Below are 23417 nucleotides of genomic sequence, written 5' to 3'. Positions count from 1 at the left end.
CTACCGCCTCCTGATCTTACTGAATTTTCTGATTCCGGAAGGCGCTCAGCACCCGCCAGACGGTGTGTTCAAGCGCGGCACTGGTTGCGAGGCCAAGTTTCTCGGGCAACGTGCGTTTACGCTGATAGGCTACCGACACTACCTCTGCCCGCTCACACGCCTCAATCAGATATTCGTCTGAGGTCTTGATCTCGTCAATCAGCTTCACCTCAAGTGCGCGCTGGCCAAACCAGATGTCCCCATTGGCCACCTTGGCTATGTCGACATCAGGGCGCCGTTCACTCACGTATTCCTTGAATAGAACATGGGTATCTTCAAGATCTTCCAGGAATTTCTGGCGCCCCTTGTCGGTATTCTCCCCGAACACCGTCATTGTGCGCTTGTGCTCACCCGCGGTCAGCACCTCAAAATCAACGTCGTTTTTCTTGAGGAATCGGTGGAAGTTCGGGAGCTGCGCAACCACCCCGATAGATCCGAGAATCGCAAAGGGAGAGGCCACAATACGATCGGCCACACAGGCCATCATGTAACCACCGCTTGCAGCCACCTTATCAACGCAGGCTGTCAGCGGAATGCCCTTGCTTCGTATCCGGTCCAGTTGCGCCGCCGCAAGTCCATAGGCATGAACAAGTCCTCCGCCGCTCTCCAGGCGAATCACCACTTCGTCATGCTCTGGATCTGCAACACTCAGCACGGCAGTAATGCTGCGTCGCAGTGGGTCGGTATCGCTCGCTTTGATATCACCGTCAAAGTCGAGAACAAATATCCGGGATTTGCCCTCTTCGGACTTGTCGGCCTCTTTCGCCTTGGCCTTAGAGGCCTTTTTCTCAGCCTTCTGTTCTTTCTTCCGACTCTTCTCAAACGCTTTGCGCTCAGTGTCGGTCATTAGTCTGGCCTGAATTGCTTCCCGCAGTTTCTGGTACTTTTCGTTGAGCTTGCGGATCTTCAGTTCGCCGTCGCCTTCATGATCATCACGATCTTTCTGGGCTGCCGAGACAATTACCGAGATCAGAACCACGACTGCCACGACAAATGTGACAACCTTGGCCAGAAACAATCCGTATTCACTAAGAAACTCCAAAATGCTTCTCCAGGTCGTTATGGAAAGACGGAAGTGTAACTTACCGGATCTTCAGTGATAAGAAGATCAAAAAATTAAAACAAGCGTTCGATCGAGCTTGACAGGATTCATCGCTAACCATAAAGTCGGATTGCGAGGTCGGCACCACCAGGCTCCCGTACAGGCTCCGGCAGCCTCGGATAGCAAAGCCGTCATCACATGACACGACAACCACCAAAAGGGTAAAACAATGTCTGTAGCACAGGTATTTGAACAGCTCGAACAGAATTTCAACGCAGACGCGGCACAAGGCTTGGACCTGGTGTTCCAGTTCGACATTGAAGACGACAAGACCTACCACCTGGTTATCAACGATGGCGCCTGCAAGCTGCACGAAGGTGCTAATGACGATCCGTCCGTTACCCTCATTATGAACTCCGAAACCCTGAACGGTATCGTATCTGGCGAGACTGACGGCATGCAGGCATTTATGGCTGGCCAGCTGCGCGCTGAAGGCGACATGATGCTTGCAACCAAGCTGGGTGAACTGTTCAAAATGGGCTAATCGCCCTTTTTCAGCAGTGATGAGAAAACCTGCGCAACGCGCAGGTTTTTTTTTGCCTGAAGCCAACTACCCATTCCAGAACTGAACAGCCTGTCTCGCCGCTTCATTCATCGGCACGGCAACCAGTCCCGATGATGACAAACGAACTTCAAACACCGCCCCGTCCCGCATCGGCATGAATGTGGCATTGCCATAGACACCCTCAACAAACGGCAGATCAAACTCCTGATCAAGATCCCAAAGATCGAGCCAGCCGGTGTCCGACAGCTGGATCACCGACCTTGGCGCAGTTCGCTCAAGCTCCAGAGAGGTGTAACGGCCTGAAAGTCGTTCAAGCCTGTACCCCGGTGCAATACCCAGCCACCGGAGCGGGCCGGCAAACCGGATAATCCTGGCATCAACCTGCCATTGGTCGCCGTTTACCGTCTCAATCGTCGGTGCGCCTTCCACCGGCTCAAACGTGACCCGCCACAATCGCTCGGCCTGCTTTGTCGTAGCAATACTGGCAACAGTCTGCATGCCGCTGAGCGACTGATATCGGGCGACGTTAACAGCGACGGCGAGGGTGTAGAGGCCAAACAGAAGGACGCCGAAAACCGCCATCCCCTTCAACCAGCCAAGCAGCCAGCGTGGGCGAAGGAAGAAAAGCAGGCTTGCAATCACCAGTATCGAGCCAACGGCTGCGAGCACGATGGTTGCAAGCTCCTGAGACATGCTTACAGACCTACATCATCCAGCGAATTGACCGCCAGCTTCAACAGGTCGGCATTGCGGTCTTCCCGCTGACCAATGCTCTCGATGTAGTATTCCAGAGAGGTCAGCGCATCGGCCAGCGCTTCAAGAACCTGACGTGATGGCGCATCTCGCTCATCAAGCAGTCGGTCCTGAATTGAGCCGGCAACGCGCTGAAGAACGTCTGCAGCATCGGGATCGTTGACCATCTGGAGGCCACCCCAAATGCTATGGAGCGTGCCCGGCAGGTTGGCGAGGTGGAGTTTGTCGTAATCCGACTCGATAAACGCAGTAATTGCCCGCTTTGCGAGGGTCAGTGCACTACGGGCCTCGTCGGCAACCACAATGAGTGCTTCGCGCAGATAAAGAGACTCATCCCGTTGGCGGTGGCTGCTGGCCAGGGCATCGGTTTCCGAGGTGATACCGCGGGTAACGATCTGCATGATCGCGTCCTCAATACCCAAAACAGAGTCGGCCAGACGATATAGCTCTTCGTCACCGGGTAAGCGAGACTCCTCCTCCCAGCTGCGAAGCTTCGCCGCCTCTTCCCGGGAGACCGACGCCAGTTTGTTCAGATCGAGCATGACCAGTGTGTTGGCCAGTCTCTCAAGCGCATCTGCGATGGACGACAGTTCCGCCAAATCGGGTTCAATGCCCCGCTCAATGATGTCCAGTTTATCCTTGAGCTGATTCAGCTCGTCCTGGAGAGCTTCAGAGAGCGAACGCAGGACATCGCTACCCGGTCCATAGAGACGTCGGGCATGAGCCTCAAGCATGGAGTCCGGATATTCGGCCGGAGCCAGTTTGTACGCTGACAGAATTTCCTTCACTTCCGGATTGGCAGAGCCGCTCCGGTAAAGGATATAGATAAGATCGCGAATCAGGGAATCGGGGGCGTCCTTTGTCGTTGCCACCTTGCCAACATAGACAACTTCCCGGGCATACTTCTCAATTCGCATGAACATGCGCTTTCTGGCCTTGCCGATGGCCATCGCCCGATCGAGCATGGTGTCGGCTACCGTGGCAAGCAAGCACCACATCTGCCCCATCGGAGCGCCCTGGCAAAGGCGGGCCAAACCGCGAGCCGACCGAGCAATCAACTTTTTGCTGACGACATCATTGCGATCCCTGAGGATGCCCAACAGTGCCACCTGGAAGGTAAGACGCATGCGTCGAGCGAGAATCTCATATTCACTGTCATCGCCATCAAAGGGCTGGAGCTGAACGCTGGAACAGAAATTCGGGCGTTCCTTGACGTCGACATCGAAAAAACAGGAATCGGGATAAGGTTTCTCTTTGCGGGCTTCGCGCAGGTCATTGATAACCGGCAACAACAGTTCCGGATGATCTTCCCGCTGCTGATGGTAATACTCAACGTACCTGCGAAGAATGAACAGTGCCGTGTTCAGCGTGGTAAGCAGGATGTTTTTGTCGTCATTGGCGCCAACAGGTACGTCATTAGCCATGCTGACGGCTTCCTGGCAAAGCAGCGTGCCGCCCCGGAGCTCAACGAGCACAAAAATTCCCCGGAGCTGATTGATGAAGTCCACGCAGTTCTGGAGATCTTCGCCACTTTCCCGGTTTTCCTGGAAGCGTTCAAGGCTGGATTCTGCCTGTTTGATGGTCTGTTCAATTTCACCTTTGACCAGATCAAACGACTGCGATTTCGTCGCCAGAGACGATTGAACCATAAACGCTTCCTGTTAACTTTGCGGAGACTACCGCTTCCTCACAATGACAGCGATCCGCTCGCGCCGTATCGAGCGGACCTTTTTGTAATCAACCGGCTCAATCCCCTCCGGTCATGGTTCGCCCAAGTACCTTTCGTGCTTGTAAAAAACTGGCGAACTTATCATTACTTATAACACAAAACTCAAGTACCTCAAGAAAGCCGGAATGTAACATTTGGTACAGACCGACCCAGTTCTCATTCCGAGGACTTCAAGCGCCCCCAGACGGTTTCACCCGCCTGCTTCTCGAGCATGGCCATAAATTCATCATGGGCGCTCGACTCGTCGTCAGACGCCCGGATCACGGGCAGCTCTGGCCGTTCGCCGGACAATCTGCGGATACCGCCGGCAGCCCCGCCGTCCTCCGAGCCTGCATCCAGAGACAGGGCTGTCTGGCCACCCGTAAGGAGCAGATAGACATCCGCAAGAATCTCCGCATCCAGCAATGCGCCGTGGAGTTCACGGCTGCTGTTATCAACACCATAACGCTTGCACAGTGCATCAAGGTTGTTTTTCTGACCCGGATGCTTCGCCCTGGCAATCGCGAGCGAATCGACGATGCCGCAATGATCGGCGGTTTTGCGAACCGGCTTCAGGCGCGCAAATTCGGAATCCATAAAGCCAACGTCAAACGCCGCGTTATGAATAACCAGCTCCGCACCCTTGATGAATTCGAAGAACTCATCGGCAACGTCCGCAAACTTTGGCTTGTCGGCGAGGAATTCGTTGGTGATCCCGTGGACCGTGATGGCTTCCGCCTCAACCTCTCGTTCGGGGTTGACGTACACGTGGTAATGACGGCCGGTCAGCTGGCGCTCTATGACCTCAACACACCCGATTTCGATGATCCGGTGCCCTTCGTTCGGATCAATACCCGTTGTTTCAGTATCCAGTACAATCTGTCTCATAGCTCAGTTCTTCTGTGTTCGGATAGTTCATATATTAGCGAGTTCTGAGACGCCCCGATTGGCCAGCTCGTCTGCCAGTTCGTTGTCCGGGATACCGGCATGGCCTTTCACCCAATGCCAGTTAACCTGATGTCGCGCCACTTCGGCATCAAGCGCCTTCCACAGGTCATCATTCTTGACGGGCTTTTTCGCGGCGGTTTTCCAGCCATTTTTCTTCCAGCCGGCCAGCCACTCGGTAATGCCTTTACGAACGTACTGGGAATCCGTGTAAAGCTCGACCTGACAGGCCCGTTTCAACGCGGCAAGCCCTTTAATCGCTGCCATCAGTTCCATCCGGTTATTGGTGGTATCGGCTTCGCCGCCATGGAGCGTCTTCTTTGCATCTCCATAACGAAGTACCACGCCCCATCCGCCGGGGCCGGGATTCCCTTTACAGGCCCCGTCGGTATAAAGAACAACCTTGCCGGACATCACTACTCCTGTTGACGATCAATCGTTATGTTCCGTTGCCGGGTTTGGTCCTGGCACATCCTCTGGATGCACCGACCGCTCCACCACCGGGCAACGCGATGACCTTAGCCTGTCGCCAGACCGGTCGTTTTGGTATGCCCGCGGCTACCCGTTTTCGCGCAAGGATACAGTAATATGCGCCGACTGGCAGGAGCCTGTTTTGCGACAGTCTGGATTCGATCCGGCCTCTTGCTTTTCGACCACTCCGTTGAAGGGGTAGCCGGAAAAAGCGTGTAACAGAGGATTCGACATTGAAGCCGAGCAGGTGAAGCCAGTCCTCCATACGCCCCCGGAGAAGAAACCGCCCCCCCCATGGCCCCTCTCGGTGTCTGGAGAGCAGCCGCCGTGCACCCCAGAGACTGACCGGATTCAACCCCATCAACACGATTGTCCCTTCGCCCCGCAGCACCCGAGCCCCTTCGCGAAGTACCTCGTGAGGGTATCGAGTGAAATCGGCGGTATGGTGCAGCACCACCAGATCCATGGATTCCCCCGGGAATGGCAGTTCATCGGCATCGCAGACAGCGACGCCATCGGGGATATGAGGGTACCATCGGGGAGTTGTAATGATGCGCTGAACAAAATCTGTACTGGTCGCCAATGGTAAGCGGTGACTGATGCCTACCTGCAACTGCCGTGCACCGGTCAGCGACGCAAGCTCCCGATCCAGCATACGACGCTGGTCCGCCAGCAATGCCCGCCCAAGCGGAGTCTGAAACCAACGTTCAAAGCTCTCATGGCGTGCCGGATAATCGATTGGCTCGGCGTGCTTCAGCCTAAACATGAGCAATTCCTAAGTCGCTGCCCGATGTTCTATCATATCAGCCACACTTTCAGAACGCCTACAGGGGCCCTTATGCTGACCATTACCGCCATCCCCGCATTTTCTGACAATTACATCTGGTGCATTTCAGATAACACGACGAAAACCGCACTCGTTGTCGACCCGGGCCAGGCGGCACCCGTTGAGGAATTCCTGAACAACAACCACCTCCGGCTCGACACGATTCTGATCACCCACCATCACCCCGACCACGTGGGAGGCGTAAAGAGCCTGAAAGACAGGTGGCCGGAATGCCGCATTGTTGCTCCCAAGGCCTCCCCTTTCCAGAATGCAACGGAACAGGTTGAGGCCGGCGCCAAGGTCCAGTGGCACAACCTTCAGTTCACAGTCTTCGCAGTGCCCGGCCACACGCTGGACCACATCGCCTACTTCTCAGAGCAGGAAGTTTCCGGCAGGCCGGTGCTGTTCTGCGGCGATACGCTGTTTGTCTGTGGTTGCGGCCGGCTGTTCGAAGGCACACCAGCACAGATGAGAGCTTCGCTGGAGAGCCTTCGGTCCCTGCCGGGACAAACCGCCGTCTATTGTGCCCACGAATACACCCTCGCCAATCTGCGTTTTGCCCGCCACTGGCTGCCAGACGATCAGGCCCTGAAAGCGTTCGAAAGCGAGTGCGAGAGTAAGCGCCAGGCCGGCGAATTTACCGTACCCTCGACCCTGGACGTAGAGAAGAAGCTGAACCCCTTCCTGCGCTGGGACGATCCGGCGGTGATTTCGGCAGCTGAACACTACTGCGCCGACCAGGGATTGGCATCCGATTCAGCCGATGCAATCTTTGCCGCCATACGCCATGGCAAGGACAATTTCTGATCGATTAACAAATCCTCTCACTGTGGTAACGAGAGGTTTCTTGACCCCTGGAAAAGGGCTCCCATAGAATCATTGCAACTTTGTGACCGTAAGCCCTTAAATATGCCGGCATTTTAGACAGACGCCGGTAAGAACCCCGAACCGGAATGATGTTATGTCGGTCAAACGATTTTCCGTGCTGGTCCTCACCGGCACACTCGTCAGCGGCTGCAGCTCGCTGAACCAGCAAGATAACTACTGGGCGTCGCCCAGTCAGTGGTTCCAGAAATCCGGCGAATCCGATGCCAGGAATCCCCTGGATTCCGACCAGCTAACCGTTGCCACTGGTGATGACGGACTTAAGCAGGCCGTCGAGGGTGGTTCCGAAGAAGACGCCCAGCGTGCCCTTGATGATGCAATCGCACCGGAACTCAGGGCCGCAGCGCAGGACGCACGAGAGGCACTGGACAACCCATCCCAACAAGCGTCAGCGGTGCCCGAGGAAACCCCGGATCTGTGGCACCGTCTCAGGAATGGGTTTGCGCTTGATCATAGTGTCGACAATAAGCGGGTACGCGATCAGCTGAATTGGTACGCAAAGCACCCGAAGTATATTAACCGCGTGGTTGACCGGGGGAGCCGCTACCTTCACCACATTCTTTCGGAAACTGAGAAACGCGGCTTACCCTCTGAGTTTGCGTTGCTGCCCGTGGTCGAGAGTGCCTTCGATCCGTTCGCCTACTCCCATGGGCGTGCTGCCGGCCTGTGGCAGTTCATTCCGTCTACCGGAAAATATTTCGGGCTGACACAAAGCTGGTGGCACGACGATCGTAGAGACGTCATTTCCGCCACAGATGCCGCCCTGACCTATCTGGAGCGTCTGGCCAACCGATTTGATGGTGATTACACACTGGCGCTGGCAGCCTACAACAGCGGCGGTGGCACTGTGTCCAGTGCCATGCGACGTAACCGCAAAGCCAATCGGCCGCAGGATTTCTGGTCTCTTCGGCTTCCCCAGGAAACCCGTCATTATGTACCCAAGCTGATTGCCCTGGCCAAAATCTTCGATGACCCACAGGCCTACGGAATAACCTTGCCGACGCTGGACGATGAACCCTATTTCGAAGTGGTCAAAACCGGCTCGCAACTGGACCTTGCCCAGGCCGCCAAGCTGGCCGGTGTCGACATCGACGAAATCTACCTGTTAAACCCGTCCTATAATCGCTGGGCTACCAACCCGGATGGCCCTCATCGCCTCCTCGTGCCCCGCCAGAACGCGGAGCAGTTTCGGCATGCACTTGCGGAAATCCCACCCTCAAAGCGGGTTTCATGGCGCAATTACAAGGTCCGGTCCGGAGACAGCCTGATCAGGATTGCCAACAGATTCTCTACCACACCGTCCGTCATCCGCCAGGTAAACAAGCTGAATGGTGACATGATCCGTATCGGCCAGAGACTGATGATCCCCTCCGCCAGCAAAGGGTCTGACGCCTACGCACTGAGTGCGTCACAGCGTCTCGAGCGCAAACAGCAGCGCAAGCGCGATGGGAACAAAGTGCGTTACACCGTGCGCCGCGGCGATACCTTCTGGGATATTGCCCGGGAACACCGGGTCACCGTTCGTGAGGTTGCGGGCTGGAACAGTATGGCTCCTGGCGACCCGCTTATTCCCGGCAAGGAGCTGGTAATCTGGTCCAAGACAACTCAGCCGACCATCATGGCCAGCAACAGCACACGGGGCAAGGCGATGGTTCGAAAGGTTGGCTACCGTGTTCGTAAAGGCGACTCGCTCTCGACAATCGCCAGCCGTTTCTCCGTGAATGTGCGCGACATCGCAAGCTGGAACGACCTGAACACCTCCCGTTATCTGCAACCGGGACAAAGTCTGGTACTCTACGTGGACATTCGGAACAGTCCCTGACAAACACAAAGCGGTGTACCGGAACTTTCCGTAACGATAAGAATCATAAGGGCTCGTGAAGAGTCCAACGGCGCCTTGGAGCGGATTCCGGGCGCCGGCCTGATCATCCGGAACGTGCGAGACCCATGACGAGCATACGGACAGCCACAACCCTTACAACCATCCTTTCTTCCCTGGCCTTACTGGTCACCTCTTCCACATCACTGGCCAGCGAGCCTCCGGCAGACAACGCAGAGCCCCGACACGGCATTGCAATGCACGGAACCCCAAAATATCCCGACGGGTTTTCCCATTTCGACTATGTGAATCCGGACGCCCCGAAAGGCGGTACGTTCCGGCGTGCTGTCGTGTCCAATGGCTTTGATTCGTTCAACCCGTTTGTGATTCGGGGTGTTGCTGCGACCGGCATCAGCAGCTATCTGTATGACACGCTCATGGCGTCCTCCGCAGACGAACCGTTTTCAGCCTACGGCGTCATTGCCGAATCCCTGGAAACCCCGGAAGACCGCAGTTACGTCATCTACAACCTGCGCAAGGAGGCCCGGTTTCATGATGGTGAGCCAATTACGGCCGCGGATGTGAAATTTTCCTTTGAGCTGCTGACCACAAAAGGACACCCGCTGTTTCGGAACTACTACGCCGACGTAGACAGCGTAACCGTTGAAAATCCGCATCGGGTGCGATTTGACTTCAAGGAAACCACCAATCGGGAATTGCCGTTGATACTTGGCCAGCTTCCTGTGCTGCCAGCTCACTACTGGAAAGACCGGGAGTTCGGTGAAAACGGGCTGACACCTCCGGTGGGCAGTGGCCCCTATCGGATCAGCGATTTCGAAGCAGGTCGGTCAATCACCTATGAACGCGTGCCGGATTACTGGGCCAAGGACCTGCCAACCCGTAAAGGCCGATACAATTTCGAGAAGATCCGTTTCGACTATTACACCGACGACACCGTGGCTCTGGAGGCCTTCAAAGCGGGTAACTTTGACTTCCGGGTGGAATCATCTGCAAAGAATTGGGCAACCGCTTACACCGGCCCACAGTTTGATAACGGCTCCATCATCACCGAGGCCATTCAGCATCACCGCCCCGCCGGCATGCAGGCGTTTGCATTCAATACCCGCCGAGAAATATTCAGTGACCCCAGGGTTCGCGAAGCGCTGGCGTACGCGTTTGATTTCGAGTGGGCGAATAAAAACCTGTTCTTCGACCAGTACACCCGAACGGACAGTTATTTCGCGAACAGCGAGTTGGCATCCTCCGGTCTGCCCGAAGGCCGGGAACTCGAAATACTCGAGACCTACCGTGATCAGTTGAACGACGACGTCTTCACCGAGGTCTACACCCCTCCCACAACAGACGGCCAGAAAGGCCTGCGTGAAAACCTCAGGAAAGCTCTGGAGCTTCTGCGGTCGGCTGGGTATGAGATTCGCGATGGCAAAATGGTCAACAAATCAACCGGTGATCCTCTGGCGTTTGAGTTCCTTCTGGCTCAGAAGACGTTCGAGCGAGTGGTTCTGCCCTTCAAGAACAATCTCGCAAGGCTGGGCGTCGACGTGTCCGTTCGGCTCGTGGATACCAACCAGTACGTACAGCGGGTCCGAAAGTTTGATTTCGACATGACCGTTCAGGGCATCCCCCAGTCAGACTCGCCGGGGAATGAGCAACGGCAGTTCTGGTACTCATCCAACGTGGATGTACCCGGAGCGCGCAACTATATGGGCGTGAACGACCCGGTCGTTGATGAACTGGTGGACCTGCTGATCCAGGCACCAGACCGGAAAGAGCTCGTTTACCGGGTCCGCGCACTGGATCGGGTTCTCCTGCACGGACACTATGTTATTCCCAACTGGTACCTCGATAAGGATCGGGTGGCTTACTGGAGCACTGTCGAGCGACCAAAAAATACGCCCAAAAACGGGGTCGATCCCGACAACTGGTGGATGAAACCCTGAGCCAATGGTTCTGACCAACGCTGTTTCGGAAGGAATACTTCGCTAAATGGGCATCTACATTCTTCGCAGGCTTGCGCTGATTATCCCGACGCTGATCGGGATCATGCTCCTTAACTTCGTTATCGTTCAAGCGGCCCCTGGCGGCCCTGTTGAGCAGTTGATTGCAGAAATGGAGGGGCATGGCGGCAGCGCTCTGTCCAGGGCATCCGGTGGTGATACCGGCGGTGAAGTCTCCAGTGGCTCTGGTGACAGTCGTGCGGCCCGGGGAATACCGGACGAACTCCTGAAAGAGATCGAAGTCATGTATGGCTTCGATAAACCGGCTCACGAGCGGTTTATGAAGATGCTTGGCGACTATGCCACCTTCGATTTCGGCGACTCCTTCTTTCGTGAAAAATCGGTCATTGAGCTGATCATCGACAAGATGCCCGTGTCTATCTCCCTCGGACTGTGGTCGACGCTTGTCATCTACTTGATTTCCATTCCCCTCGGTATCCGCAAAGCGGTAACAGATGGCTCCCGATTTGATGTATGGAGCAGTTCCGCCATCGTCATTGGTTACGCGATTCCCGGCTTCCTGTTTGCCATGCTGCTGATTGTGCTGTTCGCCGGCGGCACCTATTTCGACTGGTTCCCACTCAGGGGCTTAACCTCCCTGAATTTCAGCGAGCTTACCTGGTACGAAAAGATCGCTGACTATTTCTGGCACCTGGTGCTCCCGGTAACAGCCAACGTGATTGGCGGTTTTGCCACACTGACCCTGCTAACCAAAAACTCGTTCCTTGATGAAATCAGTAAGCAGTATGTGGTCACTGCGAGAGCCAAAGGGCTTGAGGAAAAGCAGGTACTCTATGGCCATGTTTTCCGCAATGCCATGCTCATCGTTATTGCCAGCCTCCCTGGCGTGCTTGTGGCTCTGTTTTTCACCGGATCGCTGCTGATCGAAGTCATTTTCTCTCTGGACGGCCTTGGACTGCTGGGTTTTGAAGCTGCGCTGAACCGGGACTATCCGGTGATGTTCGGCACCCTGTATATCTTTACCCTCATGGGGCTGATCCTGAAGCTGATCAGCGACATCACTTACGTCGTCGTCGATCCGAGGATCGACTTTGAAAGCAGGGAGGGCGCGTAACGTTGAAGCCGCTCTCCCCCATCCAGCAAAGGCGCCTGAATAACTTCCAGGCTAATCGACGGGGCTATTGGTCCCTCTGGCTTTTCCTGGTGCTTTTCGGACTGTCTCTGATTGCTGAGGTCATTGCCAACGATTCCCCACTGGTGGTTTCCTACAAGGAGTCCCTGTACTTCCCGGTCGTGGAAACCGTCACCGAGGAAACGTTCGGAGGCTTCCTGCCAACCGAAGCCGATTATCGCGACCCGTTCATCGCCGATGAGATCAAGGCCAATGGCTGGATGATCTGGCCGCCAATCCGGTTCAGCTACGACACCATCAACTACGATCTCGACGTGCCCTCACCCGCGCCACCGAGCCCCGTGAACTGGCTCGGCACGGATGATCAGGGGCGGGATGTCGCCGCCCGGGTCATCTACGGCTTTCGCGTATCGGTGCTCTTTGGCCTGACACTGACAATCGCAAGTTGCGTCGTCGGCGTAGTGGTCGGTGCCATCCAGGGATACTACGGAGGCAAGATAGACTTGCTGGGCCAGCGCTTTATCGAGGTGTGGTCCGGGCTGCCCGTGCTCTATCTGCTGATCATTCTGTCCAGTATCGTGCAGCCTAATTTCTGGTGGTTGCTTGGCATCATGCTGCTGTTCAGCTGGATGGGGCTGGTCGATGTCGTGCGCGCCGAGTTCCTGAGGGCAAGAAACTTCGAGTATGTGAAAGCCGCCAGAGCCCTGGGCCTTGGCAACCGGCAGATCATGTTCCGACACATTTTGCCCAATGCCATGGTCGCCACCCTGACCTTCCTGCCCTTTATTCTAACGGGTGCGATAACCGGCCTCACGTCTCTCGATTTTCTTGGCTTTGGTTTACCATCCGGCTCCCCTTCTCTCGGAGAACTGATCGCTCAGGGCAAAGCCAACCTGCATGCACCCTGGCTGGGAATCTCAGCGTTTGTGTCACTGTCGATCATGCTGACGCTGCTGGTTTTTGTCGGCGAAGCCGTTCGCGATGCCTTTGATCCAAGAAAGAACTGATATGAGTGATCTTCTAGAGATTTCCGATCTGTCCATTTGCTTCGACCACGGCCCTCGGGTGGTGAACAGTTTGTCATTGCGTATCAACGCCGGAGAAACCCTTGCCCTGGTGGGGGAAAGCGGCTCGGGAAAATCCATATCCGCGTTATCGGTGCTTCGGTTGCTGGATGAGCGCCATGCCTCTTATCCCGGCGGAAAAATTCTCTTCCGCGGGGAAGATATGTTAACCGCACCGGAAAAGCGCCTCAGACAAATCCGCGGACGAGAAATCAGCATGATTTTTCAGGAGCCGATGACATCGCTAAACCCGCTGCATACCATCGAGAAACAGATCAGCGAAACGCTTGAGCTTCACAAAGGCATGCGTGGTCCTCAGGCTCGTAAACGCTGCCTTGAATTGTTGAACCTCGTTGGGGTCCATAACCCCGAGAGCCGCCTGGGAAGCTACCCACATCAGTTGTCAGGCGGCCAGAAACAGAGGGTTATGATCGCCATGGCCCTGGCGAATGAGCCCGACCTCCTCATTGCTGACGAGCCAACAACGGCATTGGACGTCACCGTGCAGCAGCAGGTGCTCGAGTTGCTTCGGGAACTTCAGCAAAAACTCGGCATGGCCATTCTGCTGATCACCCATGATCTGACCATTGTTCGGCGCTACGCCGATCGGGTTGCCGTCATGGAGAAAGGAGAATTGGTGGAGTCTGCAACGGCAGAACATCTGTTTGAGTCCCCAGCACATCCCTACACTCGGAAACTGCTGGATGCAGAACCTCCATCCTCGCCACCCAGTCCTTCCGAAAACCCTGAACCTCTCCTGGAGGTTCGGGATCTGGACGTACAGTTCCCGACCAAACGCTCCCTGTTTGGCAAAGTGACGGAAAGCTTCCATGCGGTTCAACGGGCGAGCTTCGAACTTGGGCGTGGAGAAACTCTCGGGATCGTTGGTGAAAGTGGTAGTGGTAAGACCACGATCGGACATGCGCTGCTCAAACTGACCGCGTCTACGGGTGATTTCCAGCTCGATGGAGAGCACCTTTCAGGGCTTAACCAGAGGGAATTCCGGCCCTGGCGTCGCAGGATTCAGATTGTCTTCCAGGATCCGTTCGGGAGCCTGAGTCCCCGCATGTCGATTGCAGAGATCGTTGGCGAGGGGCTGGGCATTCATGATCCTGAAGGCTCCGATACACACGACGAAAAAGTTACCCGGGCACTACGGGATGTGGGCCTGGATCCGGACGCAAAACACCGGTACCCCCATGAGTTCTCCGGCGGTCAGCGACAGAGAATCGCAATCGCCCGTGCGCTGGTACTGCAGCCGGACATCATCATTCTCGACGAACCGACGTCTGCTCTGGATCGCACCGTACAGAAACAGGTGATAGAACTGCTACGGGATATCCAGACCAAATATGGTCTAAGCTACATTTTTATCAGCCACGACCTATCAGTGGTCAGAGCGTTAAGCCACAAATTGCTCGTTCTCAAGCAGGGAACGATCGTGGAGTACGGAAATGCCGGTGACATATTCCAGTCTCCCCGGGAGGATTACACTCGTAACCTTCTGAATGCGGCTTTCTTCTACCAGAACACCACTACGACCAATTGAGCGTTACCCGACGGCCAAGGCATCGGGGATAATGCTCGAAAATCAGGAACAAGGGAGAACTACCCATGGGAATACTCAGTGGCAAGAAAGCGCTGATTGTTGGTGTCGCCAGTAAACTGTCCATCGCTTACGGTATTGCCGAAGCGTTTGCACGTGAAGGCGCGGAGCTGGCCTTCACCTACCAGAATGACAAACTGAAGCCGCGCGTTGAGAAATTTGCGGAACAATGGGGCAGCAACCTGACCTTCCCTTGTGACGTCGCCAGCGATGAAGAAATCGAGAACGTATTCACCGAGCTCGGCAAACACTGGGACAACATCGACATTATTGTCCACGCCGTAGGCTTCGCCCCGGGACATGAACTTGATGGCAACTATGTTGACGTCACTACCCGTGAGGGCTTCAAGATCGCCCACGACATCTCCTCATACAGCTTTGTTGCGCTGGCCAAGGGTGCCCGTAAGATGATGCACGAAGGCAGCTCTCTGCTGACTCTGAGCTACCTTGGTGCGGAACGCGTTCTGCAAAACTACAACGTGATGGGTCTGGCCAAGGCCTCTCTGGAAGCCAACGTACGCTATATGGCGGTCAGCCTCGGCCGGGATGGCATCCGGGTTAACGGCATCTCTGCCGGTCCGATCAAGACTCTGGCGGCTTCAGGCATCAAGAGCTTCCGTCGCATGCTGGCTGAAAACGCCAAACGCGCGCCGCTCAAGCGAAACGTAACCATTGAGGAAGTTGGTAACGCTGCGTCGTTCCTGAGTTCCGATCTTGCCAGCGGCATTACCGGCGAGATCATGTACGTGGACGCCGGATTCAACATCACCGGTATGGGCGAGATGGAAGAGTAGACCTTCGTCCTCCACGATAGTGATACATAGCCAGCTTTTGCTGGCTATTTTTTTATCCCTCGCCCAGGGCAGCTGCAACCGCCTCAACCCATTCCACATAGCCTGTGCCATCAGACTCAAGGACGTGCAGACCAACAAGGAAGCCGGCATCATTTGGCCGACACCACACTACCTCTGCCGCTAGGCTGATGGGTTCATCCTGGTGCTCAAGCAATACGGTCACCGGCAGCAGTGCGCCGATTGACAAAGGTTCACTGGCGAAGAGACTGCATCCCGCTGCGGAGATGTCTCTTATACGACATTCAAGTCGTCGACCATCTGTATCCGGGCCGCTGATGCCCGGCCCGGATGCCTCCAGTTCAAGCGTTGCCGTTGCCCGTGCTGTCAGGCGATAGTCGCCCCGGTTGTCTTGTCGACCGGGAGTCTCGCTTTTGTTTCCGAAACTGTAATCAGTGTCTCTCATTATTATTGTCCTGCGTGCATCCAAATCAGCTGCGACCAACTCGAATCCTGCCGACGACCCGGCTGAGCGTGTCGTCGAATTCAGCGGTGCTTCCGAGCACCCTGATCCGCTTATCAACAATGCCCGACACCAGATCTTTTTCCTGATACTCCTGTCGGTTCAATCCCAGGCGATCCACAAAGATCAACTTCCTGGAGGCATTTATCCGTACCGCCAACTTCATTCGTAGTGGCTCATTCCTGTCGCCATCCGGTTCGACGGATATCCAGCCTCCAAGCTTGATGCCATCCACCTGTTGTTGCGCGACGAGCAGATTTTCTTTTTCGAGCCTTTCAAGTTCCGCTTTCTCATCAGCAAGCCGCCTGGCCTCTGCCTCTTCTCGCTGGCGCTTTAGTTCAGCTTCCCGAGCAGCCTCTTCTTTGCGCCGAGCCTCCTCCGCCGCCTGACGTTCCTGCCTTAACGCTTCTGCTTTTTCCCGTGCCTTCCTGGCGGCGAGCTCGCGCTGTTGCCTTTGCTTTAATGCGACTGCCGATAGAACATTCACGGTATCCGCCAGCACATCGCCGAAAGGCGTCAGCTGCGGCAACGACCGAATATCGCCACGGCTTTTGGCTGACTGAAAATCCGACCATGGCTGGAGCCCAAACTTCACGCCACCACCGTTGGTCCAGAGAATGTTCCCACTGTCCTGAAGAAAGGCATAGAAATAGCGGCGTTGTTCGTTATGACCCTCGCCTTCGACATACCACTTGCCCTCGGCCTCAAGTACCGCGTCCGTAATTTCGGTCGGGGGCTCCAGGAATTCCGGATTCCACGGAAATGAGTCAGGCGGCGGGAGTGCAGCTTCGAGTTCGGGGGTCTCGCCCTTCAACCTCGACATCATCACCTGTTCAATCCCGGTCAGATCTCCGGCTGGAAACTCTGTGGAGTAGACCCTTCGCCAGACATCGAGAAGCCGATCGCCGATCTGTTCGCCAACGTGATAGAGGCGGTTCCGGTCTTTATCGGATAAGGACGGATCCCCGACCCACACCAACCATTCCAGTAGCTTGGAGCCATGACGAAACGAATCGCTTTCAAGCCCATACTCGAGGACTGCCTGTTTCAGCAGGCCCTGCCAACGATTGAAGATAAATTCAATAATGGCAGGCGGAAGATGGCGACCTTGCAGCGCTCGCCCTATCAGGGCTCTTGCCGTCTGTTCTGCACGGTATTGCCGAGCAACCCCCTGCTCCTTTTCCAAAAGCCGCCGCCGAAGCATTGCTTCCTGAGTCGCTCGTTTGCGCGAATCGCTTTGCCACTTCTCACAAAACGCTTCGACTGGCTCCGAACTGCCCGATTCAAAGCTGGCTGAAACCGCGATCACCAGAGCATCCAACTGATCCAGAAGCGCTTTGGCGGATCGACCACCGGAATCACTCCAGCCCCGCCATTCCTGAAGACTGTCCAGCCATTCGGTTAAAGATGGCGTGAATGCCCCGGCGCCCTCCAGATTCATCCGCCAGGCGAGGTAGAATCGCAATCGTGCAATGCGGCCGGCGAGCGACGGGTGAAGGCCGCTGGTCTGCAGGAACAGATCCATAATCCGGTCCGCAAGATACGCTGCGTTGACTTGCTCTGCGGACCAATCCAGATGCACCGATCGAATGACGTGGGTAACCCGCTCGTCCCTCTGTTCATTCCAGCAGGAAAGCAGCAGTGGTCGCCAGTCGCTGGCTGCGTCCTGGGTCACTTTGCCAGCGGGATATGGAAGATCAGGTACTCGTATTCCATCAAGTACGTCATTGATCTTATCGGACCGACTCTGATGAGTGCCTCCAGGGCCAGTTTTCGCTTGATGTGACATCCGGTTCCTATACAGAAGAAGCGTTGAAAAGGCCTATTAAATGTCGCAGTATAACCACCTCGCCGGGGTTTACCGCAACCTGAAACCGGCGTAATTCGAATTAATCTGGGAAGCACAACAACATGTCGGGCAACAAACTTGAGAATCTTAATGTGGCAAGCCAGGAAGCACTGATTACTCCTGAAGCACTAAAACAGGAGATGCCACTCTCCGATAAGGCCGCCGAGACCGTCGCTAATGGTCGCCAGGCCATTTATGACATCATGGATGGTAAAGATCACCGGTTGTTCGTCGTTGTTGGGCCCTGTTCGATCCATGATGTGGAGGCTGCCCGAGATTATGCTCAGCGCCTGAAAAAACTGGCTGACGAGGTTAGCGATACCCTTCTCATTGTTATGCGCGTGTACTTTGAAAAGCCGCGCACGACTGTCGGTTGGAAGGGATTGATCAACGATCCGCACCTCAACGACACCTTCGACATTTCCGAGGGCCTTCATATTGGCCGTCGTCTGTTGCTCGATATTAATGAGCTCGGCCTGCCAACGGCTACTGAAGCCCTGGACCCAATATCTCCGCAATACCTTCAGGACACCATTGCCTGGTCAGCGATCGGGGCTCGTACCACCGAGTCCCAGACTCACCGGGAAATGAGCAGCGGCCTGTCAATGGCCATCGGTTTCAAGAACGGAACGGATGGAAGCCTGGATGTAGCTGTTAATGCCATGAAGTCAGTCTCTCACCCCCACAGCTTCCTGGGCATTGACCAACAAGGCAAAGTCGCGATTATCCGCACCAAAGGCAATGACTACGGCCATGTTGTTCTCCGTGGTGGTGGCGGCAAGCCAAACTATGACTCCGTCAGCGTCGCGCTGTGCGAAAAGGCGCTCGAGAAATCCGGCCTCCGCGCCTCCGTCATGGTGGACTGCAGCCATGCGAACTCCAACAAGGATCCGGGGATCCAACCGCTCGTCATGCAGGATGTCACTCACCAGATTCTCGAAGGCAATAAGTCCATCCAGAGCCTGATGGTTGAAAGCAATATCAACTGGGGCAACCAGTCAATCCCCGAGAACAAGGCCGACCTTAAATACGGCGTATCGGTGACCGATGCCTGCATCGACTGGGAAACCACCGAAAAAGCAATTCGCGAAATGCGTGACAAGCTGAAGGATGTTCTACCAGGCCGGAACGCCAGGTAAGTATCCGAATCGGATTCCGGTGCACAAGAAAGGGGAGCCCAGGCTCCCCTTTTTGATTCCCTGGCCATGAACCGGCTGACTACGCACCAATCCAGTCCAGTCGCTCCCTCAGCCTGACAACATGACCAATAATGACGAGTGTCGGCGCCTGGACCTGACTGTCAGCCACTCGCTCAACAATATTTGATAGCGTTCCCTGGACCACAACCTGCTCAGGTGTCGTGCCTTTTGATACCAGCGCCACCGGCATATCCGGCGACATACCGTGCTCAATCAGCTGACGACTGATGATGGGCAGGCCCACCAGTCCCATGTAAAACACGAGGGTCTGGTTATTTTGGACGAAATCCTGCCATGGCAGATCGCAGGTATCGTTCTTGAGGTGGCCAGTGACAAAACGCACTGACTGTGCGTGGTCACGATGGGTCAACGGAATGCCGGAATAGGCCGCACATCCCGACGCGGCCGTGATGCCCGGGACAACCTGAAAACGAATGCCGGCCTCTGCCAGGGTTTCGATTTCTTCGCCGCCCCGCCCGAAAATAAACGGATCGCCCCCCTTCAGGCGGACAACCTTGTGACCGGCCCTGGCCAGATCCACCAGCTTCTGATTGATCTGGTTCTGGGGCAATGTATGATCCGAGCGCCGCTTTCCGACGTGAATCTTCTCTGCCGTCTCCGGAATGAGTGCAAGAATCTCAGGCGACACCAACCGATCAAACAGCACAATCTCTGCGGAGCTGATCAACCGCCATGCTTTTAGCGTCAGGAGCTCCGGGTCGCCGGGGCCGGCCCCAACCAGAGCGACCTCACCGGCCGAGTTGTTCGGGTTATCCGTGACCGGATTGCTTTTGTACCTTACCGGTGCACGGGTCGTGCCCACGCCCTTCCCTGGTGCACTGCCTGATGTGTTGCTCATTGGATCCGTTCGATGCCTCCCATGTATGGCTTAAGTACATCCGGAACCAGAATTGAGCCATCTTCCTGCTGATAGTTCTCCATCACCGCAATCAGCGCGCGACCGACTGCGAGACCTGAACCGTTCAAAGTATGCACAGGCTCCGGCTTCCCGGTTTCCGGGTTACGCCAACGAGCATGCATACGGCGTGCCTGAAAGTCCCGCGTATTGGAGCAAGAGGAAATTTCGCGGAACTTCTGTTGCCCGGGCAACCATACTTCCAGGTCGTAGGTCTTTGCCGCCGAGAAGCCCATATCACCGCCGCACAGGGAGACAACGCGATACGGGAGGTCCAGCAGTTGCAGTACTTTCTCAGCATGGCCTGTCAGGGCCTCGAGAGCGTCATCGGACTCTTCCGGGCGAACAACCTGAACCAGCTCTACCTTGTCGAACTGATGTTGGCGAATCATGCCCCGGGTGTCGCGTCCGTAAGAGCCGGCTTCGCTACGGAAGCACGGTGTATGGCACACCATCTTCAATGGCAACTCGCTGGCGTCAAGGATCGAATCCGCCACCAGGTTCGTCGCCGGAACCTCGGCTGTCGGTATGAGGTACAGAGGGTTTTCGCCCTCGGTTTTAAACAGGTCTTCCTCAAATTTCGGCAATTGGCCGGTACCGTAAAGGGTGTCGGCATTGACCAGGTATGGCACGTACGCCTCGGTGTACTGATGGTCACCGGTGTGCAGATTCAACATGAACTGGGCCAACGCCCGATGCAGGCGAGCAATCGGGCCGCGCATGACCGCAAAGCGGGAATGCGCCAGCCGGCTGGCCGTTTCAAAGTCGAGCCCCTTCAGCCCCTCGCCCAGGGACACATGATCCTTGGGCTCAAACGCCATTTCTCTCGGCGTGCCCCAGGTCCGAACCTCAACATTATCGTCTTCAGTCTCGCCAGCCGGCACATCCTCGTCCGGCAAGTTGGGAATGCCGGCAAGAAAGCCGTTCAGCTCTTCCTGAAGGGATCTCAGCTCGTCCTCAGCCGCCGATCTCTGGGCTTTCAGGCTTTCCACCTCGTCCAGCAGAGGTTGAATGTCCTCACCAGCTGCCTTGGCCTTGCCGATGGACTTCGACCGCTTGTTCTGCTCGCTCTGGAGGCTTTCGGTACGCACCTGAAGTTCACGGCGGCGTTCCTCCAACTGCTCGAAGGCGGCGGTATCAAAGTCATAGTTCTTGATGGCCAGCCGACGGGCGATCTCTTCTGTCTGGGTGCGGACGCGTTTGGGATCGAGCATGGTTATCCTGAAAATATCCGATTTGGGTGTTGAATTGAATGACAGGCCATTATACCTGCCCAAAGTCTGCTGGCTACCGGGAGCGCCGCTCAGGAATAACGTTTACGGGCACTCTCAGCATTCATACGCTGAAGCCGTTCGCGCTTTTCCCCGAGTTTGATTTCCAGGCCGCGGTTCACGGGCTGATAATAACGACGATCATGGATCGCTTCAGGCAGGTAGGACTCTCCGGCGGCGAAGGCCTCCGGTTCGTCATGGGCGTATCGGTAGGATTCACCATGTCCCATGGACTTGAGCAGTTTGGTTGGCGCATTGCGAAGGTGCACCGGGACATCATAATCCGGGTCCTGACGAATATCCGCCATGCACTGGTTAAAAGCGTTGTACACCGCGTTGCTTTTAGGCGCCAGCGCGAGATAGGTTACCGCCTGGGCGAGCGCCAACTCGCCCTCAGGCGATCCAAGACGCTCCTGGGAGTCCCAGGCGTCCATGCTGAGCTGGAGTGCGCGCGGGTCTGCATTTCCGATGTCTTCGCTGGCAATCCTGACCAGGCGGCGGGCGACATACAAAGGATCGCAGCCACCATCAAGCATCCGGCATAACCAATAAAGTGAACCATCCGGGTCAGAGCCACGAACGGATTTATGCATCGCGGAGATCTGATCGTAGAACACATCACCGCCCTTATCGAAGCGACGCAAACTGGTTTGCATCACCTGCTCCAGCTGCTCGGGACCGATACACTCCCGACCATCGGCCAATGGTTCAGCAAGATCCGCAGCTACCTCAAGAATATTCAAGGCTCTCCGTGCGTCGCCACCGGATGCCGAGGCGATAATTCCAAGGGTATCGACATCAACCTCAAGACGACCGTCGAAACCGTCAGTGGCGCTAAGTGCCCGTTGGAGGAGCTTGAGAATATGCGGCTCTTCCAGGTTCTTCAGGACGTAAACCCGGGTTCGCGATAACAGGGCGCTGTTCAGCTCAAAGGAAGGATTCTCCGTCGTTGCGCCGACAAAGATAAAGGTGCCGTCTTCAATATGAGGAAGAAAGGCATCCTGCTGACTCTTGTTGAAGCGATGAACCTCGTCAACGAAAAGCAGAGTGTCCCTACCCTCTAACTGCTTGCGGCTGCGTGCGCGCTCGACAACAGCGCGTATATCTTTCACGCCGCTGAGCACGGCGGAGATGGTTTCGAAACTCAGGCCGCCAAGATTAGCCAGGAGTTGGGCGAACGTGGTCTTTCCTACTCCGGGAGGCCCCCAGAGAATCATTGAGTGGAGTTGTTCCTGCTCAACGGCTCTCCTCAAGGGCTTGCCGGGACCAACAAGATGCTCCTGACCAACATAATCATCAAGTGACCCGGGCCGCATGCGGGCTGCCAGGGGCCGGAAACCCGGCTGTTCGTCAAACAGCCCCTCCTGCATCAGGCGCCGTCCCGGATAACGTCCACGCTGTCAGGGTATTCGAGAGAGAACACACCGTTGTCGAGTGACTCGTTGAGCTGAATATGATCAAAGCTGAGGATGCTCATCTGCGCCAGGGAGTCTTTCATCCTCATTTCCTGCAATTCGCCATCCCAGAAGGTCAGCCTCAGGGAGACAAACAGAGAATCCGGGCTTTTGGGCTCCAGCGTAAATTCACGGGTGTGGTCGCCAATGGATCGCTGTGAAACACGGTAGGTTTCCTCGAGATTACCGACTTCACCGCTCAGCAGCAGGGCCGGGGTAGTCTGAACCCGCTCATCCAGCTTGTGAATCGTGACCTGTTCCAGATCTGGGTCATAGACCTCAACGGTCTGGCCATTGCTCACGATGAACTGTGACAGCGGCGCACTGCTTTCCCAGTAGAACAAGCCCGGACGCTTGGCTTTGAGTGTCCCGCGGGTTTCCTGAACCTGGTTGCCGTTTTCGTTTACCACAATCTGGATAAATTTTGCCTGAAAAGATTCGTACCCTCTCAGCAGCGCCGAGAGATCATTGGCAGCTTCAAGCTGCGCCTGCTCACCTTTTTCCGCAGCCTGGGCGCCAATCGCCAACATCATGGCGAAAACCACAAAAACCACGCTTGCCATTCGACTCTGCATCATCACTA

Annotated in this window: 20 protein-coding genes and 1 pseudogene; 9 read left to right on the top strand and 12 right to left on the bottom strand. The window is 55.8% G+C overall.

Going from position 1 to position 23417, the window contains the following annotated elements:
• Positions 1 to 16: 16 nt before the first annotated feature.
• Complete coding sequence (sohB, locus tag D777_RS03955) at positions 17 to 1081, bottom strand: protease SohB (protein WP_036128910.1); 1065 nt, start codon at positions 1079 to 1081, stop codon at positions 17 to 19.
• Between the two features lie 229 nt (positions 1082 to 1310).
• On the opposite strand from sohB, the gene D777_RS03950 reads away from it, so the two are divergent.
• Entirely contained in the window at positions 1311 to 1625 is a 315-nt protein-coding gene (locus D777_RS03950) for an SCP2 sterol-binding domain-containing protein (RefSeq protein ID WP_036128908.1), read from the top strand.
• Between the two features lie 66 nt (positions 1626 to 1691).
• Here D777_RS03950 and D777_RS03945 read toward each other — a convergent pair whose 3' ends face one another.
• The 5 genes from D777_RS03945 to D777_RS03925 form a co-directional block, all read right to left on the bottom strand.
• Complete coding sequence (locus tag D777_RS03945) at positions 1692 to 2339, bottom strand: hypothetical protein (protein WP_036128907.1); 648 nt, start codon at positions 2337 to 2339, stop codon at positions 1692 to 1694.
• Between the two features lie 2 nt (positions 2340 to 2341).
• A complete protein-coding gene (locus D777_RS03940; RefSeq protein ID WP_036128906.1) occupies positions 2342 to 4048 on the bottom strand; it encodes a hypothetical protein in 1707 nt (568 codons plus the stop codon).
• Between the two features lie 236 nt (positions 4049 to 4284).
• On the bottom strand, positions 4285 to 4995 hold the full coding sequence (gene dnaQ, locus D777_RS03935) for a DNA polymerase III subunit epsilon (RefSeq protein ID WP_036128904.1): 711 nt from the start codon (positions 4993 to 4995) through the stop codon (positions 4285 to 4287).
• 27 nt (positions 4996 to 5022) lie between these two features.
• Positions 5023 to 5466: a ribonuclease HI gene (rnhA, locus tag D777_RS03930; RefSeq protein ID WP_036128903.1), complete on the bottom strand. Its 444-nt coding sequence runs from the start codon at positions 5464 to 5466 to the stop codon at positions 5023 to 5025.
• A 25-nt stretch (positions 5467 to 5491) separates the two neighbouring features.
• Complete coding sequence (locus D777_RS03925) at positions 5492 to 6289, bottom strand: class I SAM-dependent methyltransferase (RefSeq protein WP_227501658.1); 798 nt, start codon at positions 6287 to 6289, stop codon at positions 5492 to 5494.
• Between the two features lie 72 nt (positions 6290 to 6361).
• On the opposite strand from D777_RS03925, the gene gloB reads away from it, so the two are divergent.
• From gloB to D777_RS03890, 7 genes are all read left to right on the top strand, one after another.
• Complete coding sequence (gloB, locus tag D777_RS03920) at positions 6362 to 7156, top strand: hydroxyacylglutathione hydrolase (RefSeq protein ID WP_036128902.1); 795 nt, start codon at positions 6362 to 6364, stop codon at positions 7154 to 7156.
• A 154-nt stretch (positions 7157 to 7310) separates the two neighbouring features.
• Positions 7311 to 9056 (top strand): LysM peptidoglycan-binding domain-containing protein, encoded by a 1746-nt coding sequence (locus tag D777_RS03915; RefSeq protein WP_036128900.1) that lies wholly within the window; start codon positions 7311 to 7313, stop codon positions 9054 to 9056.
• Positions 9057 to 9181: 125 nt separating this feature from the next.
• On the top strand, positions 9182 to 11011 hold the full coding sequence (locus D777_RS03910) for an extracellular solute-binding protein (RefSeq protein WP_036128898.1): 1830 nt from the start codon (positions 9182 to 9184) through the stop codon (positions 11009 to 11011).
• 46 nt (positions 11012 to 11057) lie between these two features.
• Complete coding sequence (locus D777_RS03905; RefSeq protein ID WP_036128897.1) at positions 11058 to 12143, top strand: microcin C ABC transporter permease YejB; 1086 nt, start codon at positions 11058 to 11060, stop codon at positions 12141 to 12143.
• Between the two features lie 2 nt (positions 12144 to 12145).
• A complete protein-coding gene (locus D777_RS03900; RefSeq protein WP_036128896.1) occupies positions 12146 to 13168 on the top strand; it encodes an ABC transporter permease in 1023 nt (340 codons plus the stop codon).
• Position 13169: 1 nt separating this feature from the next.
• Complete coding sequence (locus D777_RS03895) at positions 13170 to 14774, top strand: ABC transporter ATP-binding protein (RefSeq protein WP_036128894.1); 1605 nt, start codon at positions 13170 to 13172, stop codon at positions 14772 to 14774.
• Positions 14775 to 14839: 65 nt separating this feature from the next.
• On the top strand, positions 14840 to 15625 hold the full coding sequence (locus D777_RS03890) for an enoyl-ACP reductase FabI (protein WP_036128893.1): 786 nt from the start codon (positions 14840 to 14842) through the stop codon (positions 15623 to 15625).
• Positions 15626 to 15677: 52 nt separating this feature from the next.
• Here D777_RS03890 and D777_RS03885 read toward each other — a convergent pair whose 3' ends face one another.
• Positions 15678 to 16088 (bottom strand): PilZ domain-containing protein, encoded by a 411-nt coding sequence (locus D777_RS03885; protein ID WP_036128892.1) that lies wholly within the window; start codon positions 16086 to 16088, stop codon positions 15678 to 15680.
• A gap of 25 nt (positions 16089 to 16113) precedes the next feature.
• Entirely contained in the window at positions 16114 to 17934 is a 1821-nt protein-coding gene (locus D777_RS03880; RefSeq protein WP_036128890.1) for a DUF1631 family protein, read from the bottom strand.
• A gap of 122 nt (positions 17935 to 18056) precedes the next feature.
• Here D777_RS03880 and D777_RS03875 point away from each other — a divergent pair, with 122 nt between their 5' ends.
• Positions 18057 to 19133 carry a 3-deoxy-7-phosphoheptulonate synthase gene (locus tag D777_RS03875; protein WP_036128889.1) on the top strand — a complete coding sequence of 359 codons (1077 nt, stop codon included), beginning with the start codon at positions 18057 to 18059 and terminating at the stop codon, positions 19131 to 19133.
• 79 nt (positions 19134 to 19212) lie between these two features.
• Here D777_RS03875 and cobA read toward each other — a convergent pair.
• The 4 genes and pseudogenes from cobA to lolA all read right to left on the bottom strand — a co-directional run.
• Positions 19213 to 19947: pseudogene (cobA, locus tag D777_RS03870) on the bottom strand (uroporphyrinogen-III C-methyltransferase); the annotation flags it as partial.
• 101 nt (positions 19948 to 20048) lie between these two features.
• Positions 20049 to 21323 (bottom strand): serine--tRNA ligase, encoded by a 1275-nt coding sequence (gene serS, locus D777_RS03865; RefSeq protein ID WP_036128884.1) that lies wholly within the window; start codon positions 21321 to 21323, stop codon positions 20049 to 20051.
• 89 nt (positions 21324 to 21412) lie between these two features.
• Entirely contained in the window at positions 21413 to 22750 is a 1338-nt protein-coding gene (locus D777_RS03860; RefSeq protein WP_036128883.1) for a replication-associated recombination protein A, read from the bottom strand.
• On the bottom strand, positions 22750 to 23412 hold the full coding sequence (gene lolA, locus D777_RS03855; protein WP_051668933.1) for an outer membrane lipoprotein chaperone LolA: 663 nt from the start codon (positions 23410 to 23412) through the stop codon (positions 22750 to 22752). The genes D777_RS03860 and lolA overlap by 1 nt, the downstream gene beginning before the upstream one ends.
• Between the last annotated feature and the right edge of the window lie 5 nt (positions 23413 to 23417).

This window comes from Marinobacter nitratireducens (genome assembly GCF_000708045.1).
Lineage (GTDB): Bacteria > Pseudomonadota > Gammaproteobacteria > Pseudomonadales > Oleiphilaceae > Marinobacter > Marinobacter nitratireducens.
Note: the sequence above shows the minus strand (reverse complement) of the source record. Positions and strands in the feature narration are given on the sequence as shown.